The organism is Aneurinibacillus sp. UBA3580, from assembly GCF_002375825.1.
Classification (GTDB): domain Bacteria; phylum Bacillota; class Bacilli; order Aneurinibacillales; family Aneurinibacillaceae; genus Aneurinibacillus; species Aneurinibacillus danicus.
In genome coordinates this window covers 29,560-36,346 of the sequence record NZ_DFMZ01000042.1, presented here as the reverse complement: position 1 = coordinate 36,346, position 6,787 = coordinate 29,560, and the positions used below count along the sequence as shown (strand labels likewise).

9 protein-coding genes are annotated in these 6,787 nt (G+C 50.6%); all 9 read right to left on the bottom strand.

Annotated features, from left to right (window positions below):
• Positions 1-205: 205 nt before the first annotated feature.
• Complete coding sequence (locus B2899_RS06655; RefSeq protein ID WP_146809409.1) at positions 206-571, bottom strand: YraN family protein; 366 nt, start codon at positions 569-571, stop codon at positions 206-208.
• Positions 568-849 (bottom strand): EscU/YscU/HrcU family type III secretion system export apparatus switch protein, encoded by a 282-nt coding sequence (locus tag B2899_RS06650; RefSeq protein WP_286884586.1) that lies wholly within the window; start codon positions 847-849, stop codon positions 568-570. The genes B2899_RS06655 and B2899_RS06650 overlap by 4 nt, the downstream gene beginning before the upstream one ends.
• Positions 846-2,324, bottom strand: a complete 1,479-nt coding sequence (locus B2899_RS06645; RefSeq protein WP_286884585.1) for a hypothetical protein — start codon at positions 2,322-2,324, stop codon at positions 846-848. Before B2899_RS06645 ends, B2899_RS06650 begins: the two co-directional genes overlap by 4 nt.
• Positions 2,325-2,353: 29 nt before the next feature.
• Positions 2,354-3,127 (bottom strand): ribonuclease HII, encoded by a 774-nt coding sequence (locus B2899_RS06640; protein ID WP_286884584.1) that lies wholly within the window; start codon positions 3,125-3,127, stop codon positions 2,354-2,356.
• A 366-nt stretch (positions 3,128-3,493) separates the two neighbouring features.
• The gene (ylqF, locus tag B2899_RS06635; protein ID WP_146809413.1) at positions 3,494-4,393 is read right to left on the bottom strand and encodes a ribosome biogenesis GTPase YlqF; all 900 of its coding nucleotides are present in this window, start codon (positions 4,391-4,393) and stop codon (positions 3,494-3,496) included.
• A 32-nt stretch (positions 4,394-4,425) separates the two neighbouring features.
• Complete coding sequence (lepB, locus tag B2899_RS06630; RefSeq protein ID WP_146809414.1) at positions 4,426-4,995, bottom strand: signal peptidase I; 570 nt, start codon at positions 4,993-4,995, stop codon at positions 4,426-4,428.
• Between the two features lie 84 nt (positions 4,996-5,079).
• Positions 5,080-5,427 carry a 50S ribosomal protein L19 gene (gene rplS, locus B2899_RS06625; RefSeq protein WP_146809415.1) on the bottom strand — a complete coding sequence of 116 codons (348 nt, stop codon included), beginning with the start codon at positions 5,425-5,427 and terminating at the stop codon, positions 5,080-5,082.
• A gap of 145 nt (positions 5,428-5,572) precedes the next feature.
• Positions 5,573-6,346: a tRNA (guanosine(37)-N1)-methyltransferase TrmD gene (trmD, locus tag B2899_RS06620; protein ID WP_286884580.1), complete on the bottom strand. Its 774-nt coding sequence runs from the start codon at positions 6,344-6,346 to the stop codon at positions 5,573-5,575.
• A gap of 17 nt (positions 6,347-6,363) precedes the next feature.
• Positions 6,364-6,787: ribosome maturation factor RimM (rimM, locus tag B2899_RS06615; protein WP_286884579.1), on the bottom strand; the 424-nt coding region annotated here is incomplete at its 5' end.

Below are 6,787 nucleotides of genomic sequence, written 5' to 3'. Positions count from 1 at the left end.
AAGGCGAACGCCTTTTTCTTCCCCGGATCTTATTTCCTCTTTCCCTTCCTTCTTTTCTCATGATTTTCACAGAAAAAAAGCACCTGCGAAACCGCAGGTGCGAGAAAAGGAGGTGTTACACGTCGAGTACACTATACTATATGCAAACTTGTATGATTTCATGTGGACAGGTGCCACGGTCCGGATCTTTTTTCTCCGCCTATTTTTAAAACGCATGCGAAATATGCAGAACTTCCGGCTCAGGAATCGAACGGCGATACGTAAGCACGACGACATCAAACCTGGGCGACAGCTTGTGTTCTTCTTTACGCTTATGCAAATACTCCAGTGCCGTCCTGCGAATGGTACGCTGTTTAGCCGGCGTAATGGCTTCACATCCATGGCCGTACAAATCGCTGGTGCGCGTCTTTACTTCGATAAATACCAGCCATTCCCCATCGCGCATAATTAAATCAACTTCCCCTGTTCTCGTGTGATAATTACGACATTCCAGTACATACCCTTTCTCTTCTAAATATCGGCACGCAAATGTCTCTCCGTCAGCACCGAGCTGCCTGCTTGTTTTCTTCATAATTTCCGTCTGCTCCCACGATCCGTTTGGTAAACAAACGCCAGTATCTCCGCCACTACCTGGTAGAGTTCTACCGGAATCTGTTCGTTCAACTCCAGGTTGGCCAACACTTCTACAAGCGACGGATCCTGTTGGACCGGTACGCCGTGCGCTTCCGCCTGCTCAAGAATTTTCTCGGCCACATGTCCCCTGCCTTTAGCGATAACCCGCGGCGCCTCGCCTTCGCCGGGTTCGTAGCGCAGCGCCACGGCACTCTTGCGTTGATACGGCTTCTTCATACGCGGAAATCCACCCCTTTGTAATGGACCAGGCTTGAATTCGGCAGCGGAAGCGGCGGAGTGGGTTTGCTGTCTTCTTGCTGACGCTCTTCCGGCATTTCCGATACGCGCAGCCCGGATAAGCGGTACCCTTCTTTGGCCAGATTTTGCTCCAGCGAGGCACGCAGGGCACGTACCAATGCCTCAAGCCCTTCACGATTGTTATAAAGATGGAGGGAGACGATTTTATTGACAATGGACACATCAAGCATTGTCTCCCCTATGTTCTGCATGGATAAATAGAAAAACAGGCGGCAATTGTCGGGATCAATTTCACCTTTGCCTTTTTTGCGCGATTCAATGTGAATGAGCGCATTCTCGCCGTCTTCCTGGCCGGGCAAAGGCAGTTGAATCGCCACCTGGACAAATGCATTATTCTCAGAACCCGCTCCCATCATAAGCTGCTGTCCGGTTACCTGATGCACAAACTGCTGCATCTGCTCCCTTACGGTGGCAGGCAGCGCATCCGCTTTCGGATGCTGTAACAGATAAAGCAACGTAGATTTTATGTTCTCCACTTCCGCCGCTTTTTCCCCTGTCATCCGGGCAAGTGTTCGTTCGTGGGTGAGCCCAAGGCGTTCGAATAAATCGGTAATTGCCTGTTTCATTCCCTGAGATGATGGAGACGATAGCGATTCGTTTCCAGCTACTTGATCTTGTTCACCCTGCAGGCTTTGCAGAGCTGACCGGGAGTTCTTCGGATCAACCTTTCCGTTCTGCTGTCCTGCCGGATTTGCGGTCTGTTGCAGTGAAACAATTGCGTTTTTCACCTGGACCACCGCCTCCCTCGCTCCTTCCGTTTGGATAAAAAGCCGTTGCAGCGTCTCTTTCATGTCCGAAGGCAGCGACTCCGCATCGGTCAGCGTTTGTTCAACCAGACGGAACAGCTTGCCCATCTCCCCATCCAGGTTTGCGTTTTTGATAAATGCACGCAGGGCGAGCACGGTATCTTTTGTAAGCGGAAGCCCTTTTTTCGCCGCTAGCAAGACAGCCTCTTCCATTGCAGGATCTTCTCCGAATTCGGCGGCAAGCTGCCGGAACGAGCGCAGCGAGTCCGCCCGCAGCGGAATGCCCGTATCAACCGCTTTCTTCAGAAGTGAAATCGACTCTCTTGTAACCGGTACCCCCAGCCCTTTGGCCAACCCTTCCATGCTGGCTTCAGAAGCCTGTTCCGGCTTTCCAGGCTGGCTGATGACCTTAAGCGTAACCGGTTGTCCACCCGGTTGTACCTGCAGCCACGTCCGCTGGCCGAGCTCCAGCGGAGTTTCCAGACGGGCCGTAACCGTCAATCCGCCTACCTGTACCGTCGCTAAATTATCCGGAAATAGTTTCAGTACTTTCCCCTGAAACACTTGTCCGGGAATGAGCTCGACCAGGGAAGGTTGCATTCTATTCAACTGTTGAAAAATTCGGCCTGTCATGAAGCCATAAATCATGCTGCTCCCTCCTGCTCTTGTTTTCCGTGCTATGGAGTAAGCACGCCGCCGAAGCTGCGCCGGTGAATGGGACAGGGTCCCAGCTTGCGCAGCGCTGCCAAATGCTCGGCTGTGCCGTATCCCATATTGGATGCAAATCCGTATCCGGGGTACTGCTCATCGTATTTTTTCATGATGCGGTCCCGCTCCACTTTGGCCACGATAGATGCAGCGGCAATAGACACGCTTTTACCGTCTCCGCCGATAATCGGCCTCTGCTCGATGGACAGGCCCGGCACGGTCACCGCATCGTTTAGCGTGATGTCCGGTGTGACGGAAAGCTCTTGAACAGCCATACGCATGGCCCGTAGAGTCGCCTGAAAAATATTAATTTCATCAATAAGTGCAGCGTCGCTCAGCGTTACTGAAACTGCGACAGCTTGTGCCATAATCTGCTCATACATTGTCTCGCGCCTGGCGGGAGGAACTTTCTTTGAATCGTTCAGGCCCGGCAAATAAAAGTCCTGCGGCAAGATGACCGCCGCCGTCACAACCGGTCCCGCCAGCGGCCCGCGCCCTACTTCGTCCAGCCCCGCAATGTGCGTATATCCCCTATTCCACAACTCTCGCTCATTTTTGCTCATGTCAAGCCAACGCTGACGAAGCTGTCCGGCTTTCTCTCTGCGCCGCTGCCATTGTTTATACGCTGCCTGCACACCGCTCCGTGTGTCAGCAGAAAACAAAGCCTGCGTCTCTTCCGTCAGCTCTTCGTGTGCAAATAAAAATTCTTTTACCTCTTTTATCGTCATTTTAGCCGGATTCATAAGAATGCTCCTTCTTTTCTGTAAAAAATTTGAGGCTCAACACCAAAACATGTAGTTGACGATTTGACACGTACACAATGGATGGCAAAGGACAAGAGATAAGGATAGGTATGTCACTTGGTTACGCTCCACAGGGAAGCAAAAAGCCCTCCCCAAAAGCCGCACGCTCGCCCATTGTATAAGGACCTGTCAACCCCAGAGCCTGTGTTGAGCCTTATTTATATAACAAAAACGTGCAGCTTTGGCTGCACGTTTTTACTATTATGAAATACAGTGAGGAAAAGTTTAAGTAAAAAGCGTGATTGTCCTCCATAAATCCCCATTTCTTATTTCCCCCCGCTTTTCACACCGAAGCTTTGCAACTCTCTAATATGGCGTAATTTCATCCATGCTCACGCGCGCCATCTCTACTGTAAACGCATCGCCTGGACGTTCGAGCGAAACACGGCCCAGCTTCCCACCGCGCAGCTCGCGCAAGATTAATTCGGCAACCTTATCATAGTCGATGTGGCCACCGCTCACTAAACAGCCGCGCCTGCGTCCGATTTCATCAAGGATAGCAAGCTTACTCTCAGCCAAATCCTTCAACTGATAGCGTTCTTGCAGCGCGTCGCTATAATACATCCGTAAATACGCCACAACAAACAGCGCCACTTCCTGAAAGTCGATAAGCTCATCTTTAATCGCACCACTCGCCGCAAGACGCAGGCCGACAAGCGGATCTTCAAACTTCGGCCATAGAATCCCCGGCGTGTCCAATAACTCCAGTATTTTCCCCACCTTCACCCACTGCTGGGCTTTCGTCACTGCCGGACGGTCTCCCGTCTGCGCCACTTTACGGCCGGCCAGTCGGTTCATGAGCGACGATTTACCTACGTTCGGAATCCCGAGTATCATGGCGCGAACAGCCCTGTCCTGCATGCCCTTAGCGCGTCGTTTCTCCATCATATCTTCGACCAGCGCCTGACACTCCTGCGGCAGCTTATTCACGCCGCCGCCGGATAATGCATCAATCGGCAACGCCTTGATACCGTTGTCCGCAAAATGCTGTATCCAGGCCTTTGTTACAGCCTCATCAGCCAGGTCCGATTTATTCAAAAGAATCAAGCGCGGTTTACCGGAGACAATCTCATCGATCATCGGATTACGGCTTGAGAGCGGAAGCCTGGCATCCAAAAGCTCGATAACGACGTCGATAAGCTTCAGTTTCTCCGTGACCTGTCTACGCGCCTTGGCCATATGACCCGGAAACCATTGAATCGTCATATGCCTCACCTACATTTCATTGTAAATTCAAGCTAGTTTAAGCGAATTTTATTAAGCGGCCAGATAACAAGCTCGGAACGCCCCACCACATTTTCAACAGGGACAGGACCGATGACGCGGCTGTCCGTGCTGTTGCGGCGGTTATCTCCCATGACGAAAATCTCACCCGCAGGCACTTTCTCCGGACCGAAATCTTCCGTTAGCACATAGCCTTCCGCTCTCGCCTGTTCCTTATACTGCTTCAGATACGGTTCATCGACCGGTTTCCCGTCTATGTATAGCTGGTCATCTCTCATTTCTACCGTCTGTCCTTCCGTCGCAATCACCCGTTTAATATAATCTTTTTCCTTAGTGGCGTGGAAGACAATAATATCGCCAGGTTTCGGTTCCTGAATGTAATAAATCAACTTGCTGACAATCAGGCGTTCTCCATTTTCAAGCGTCGGCATCATGGATGAACCGTCGACAAGAAACGGTGCAAACAAAAAGGTACGGATAATGAGCGCAAGCACCACGGCGATGCCCAGCGCTTTAATCCATTCCCACGTTTCGTTTTTCCCCTTTTTGTTTTTGGTTGTCTCAGAGGAGGTCTCGTCAACCATTCAATTTCCTCCTTCGATGATGGATGGTTCCGTTTTTTATCCTGCAAAAAAAGGAGCTTGATATCAAGCTCCTTTTCTCTCGCATTAGCGACGAATTTCTTTAATACGTGCTGCTTTACCCACACGGTCGCGCAGGTAGTACAGTTTCGCACGACGGACTTTACCGTGACGTACGACTTCGATTTTGTCGATTTTCGGAGAGTGGAGCGGCAATGTACGCTCAACGCCGACACCGTAAGAAACTTTACGAACTGTGAAAGTTTCGCTGATGCCGCCTCCGCGACGCTTGATTACAACTCCTTCGAACACCTGAATACGCTCACGCTGCCCCTCAACTACTTTTAAGTGCACACGTACTGTGTCACCAGGGCGGAAGCTAGGAATGTCTTGTTTCATGTTCGCTTGGGTAATCTCACGAATGATATGTTGCATGAGGTTTCCTCCTTCCAGCAGATGTTCATTCCGTATGCGAAGTAGACGGCCGTGTTCGACACCGCAACCTCACAATAGGAAGAGGACCATCTTAATCCGAACCAAATCGGCTCACAAGAAATATCATATCATAACCGAATCCTGGTTACAACTCTTGTTTAAGCTCTTCTACCATTTTTTTTATTTCTTTTGTTTCCTCAAGTTCTTCAAGCAGATCAGGTCTGCGCGTAAGCGTTCTGCGCAGCGACTCTTTAAGCCGCCACTTTTCAATCTTTTCATGGTGGCCGGATAGAAGCACGTCAGGCACCTTCCAGCCGCGAAACTCAGCGGGACGGGTATAATGCGGATGTTCCAGAAGCCCGGTACTATAAGAGTCGGTTGCCGCAGACTTCGCATTGCCGAGCGCTCCTTCCTGCAGGCGCACCACGCTATCGATAATAACCATAGCCGGCAGCTCTCCGCCGGTCAGCACATAATCCCCGATGGAGATTTCATCCGTTACTAGATGTTCACGGATGCGTTCATCATATCCTTCATAATGACCGCAGATAAAGATGAGATGGTCCTCGCGAGCCAGCTCTTCCGCCAATTTCTGATTGTATCGCTTTCCCTGGGGACAGAGCAAAACAACACGCGGCGGCTTCTTTGAATCGGATATAGCCTCGATCTCTCCGCCTGTTTTAGCTCCCGATTCGGTCAGTGACTCGACAGCACGAAAAATCGGCTCCGGTTTCAGCACCATACCTCCACCGCCTCCGTACGGCATATCATCTACCTGTCCATGCTTATTGCCCGAGTACTGGCGAAAATTCACCACGCGAAACGAGACAAGACCTTTTTGCGCAGCTTTACCTACAATGCTTGCCCCAAGAACGCCCTCGAACATCTCGGGAAACAGCGTTAAAATATCAATCTTCATGCCTGTAAGCCAGCCTCCTAAATCAATCCTTCAAGCAAGTGCACAGTAATCCTTTTGTTTGCCACGTCGATTTGCTTGATGACTTCATCGATATACGGCAGAAGAATGTCTTTTCCTTTATCCGGCTTAACCACCCAGACATCATTGGCCCCCGGCTGGAGGATTTCTTTAACGACACCCAGCCTCTCGCCTTCTTCTGTAAACACTTCGCAGCCAATGATATCCTGAAAGTAGAACTCCCCTTCCGGCAATTCGTCACGATCTTCCGCTCTTACTTTTAATACGCCGCCTTTATATTTTTCCACGTCCTGTATATACGGATGCCCTTTAAATGTCAGTAGATAAAAATTTTTATGCACACGCGCCGAATCGATTGTCAGTGGCACGGGTTTTTTCATCTCCGGGTGAAACAAATACAGCACGCTGCCTTCCCGGTACCGC

Bases quoted from the DNA above. Each gene is read 5' to 3' on its own strand.
- B2899_RS06655 (WP_146809409.1), bottom strand. From the start codon at position 571: ATGAAGAAAACAAGCAGGCAGCTCGGTGCTGACGGAGAGACATTTGCG.
- B2899_RS06650 (WP_286884586.1), bottom strand. From the start codon at position 849: ATGAAGAAGCCGTATCAACGCAAGAGTGCCGTGGCGCTGCGCTACGAA.
- B2899_RS06645 (WP_286884585.1), bottom strand. From the start codon at position 2,324: ATGATTTATGGCTTCATGACAGGCCGAATTTTTCAACAGTTGAATAGA.
- B2899_RS06640 (WP_286884584.1), bottom strand. From the start codon at position 3,127: ATGAATCCGGCTAAAATGACGATAAAAGAGGTAAAAGAATTTTTATTT.
- ylqF (WP_146809413.1), bottom strand. From the start codon at position 4,393: ATGACGATTCAATGGTTTCCGGGTCATATGGCCAAGGCGCGTAGACAG.
- lepB (WP_146809414.1), bottom strand. From the start codon at position 4,995: ATGGTTGACGAGACCTCCTCTGAGACAACCAAAAACAAAAAGGGGAAA.
- rplS (WP_146809415.1), bottom strand. From the start codon at position 5,427: ATGCAACATATCATTCGTGAGATTACCCAAGCGAACATGAAACAAGAC.
- trmD (WP_286884580.1), bottom strand. From the start codon at position 6,346: ATGAAGATTGATATTTTAACGCTGTTTCCCGAGATGTTCGAGGGCGTT.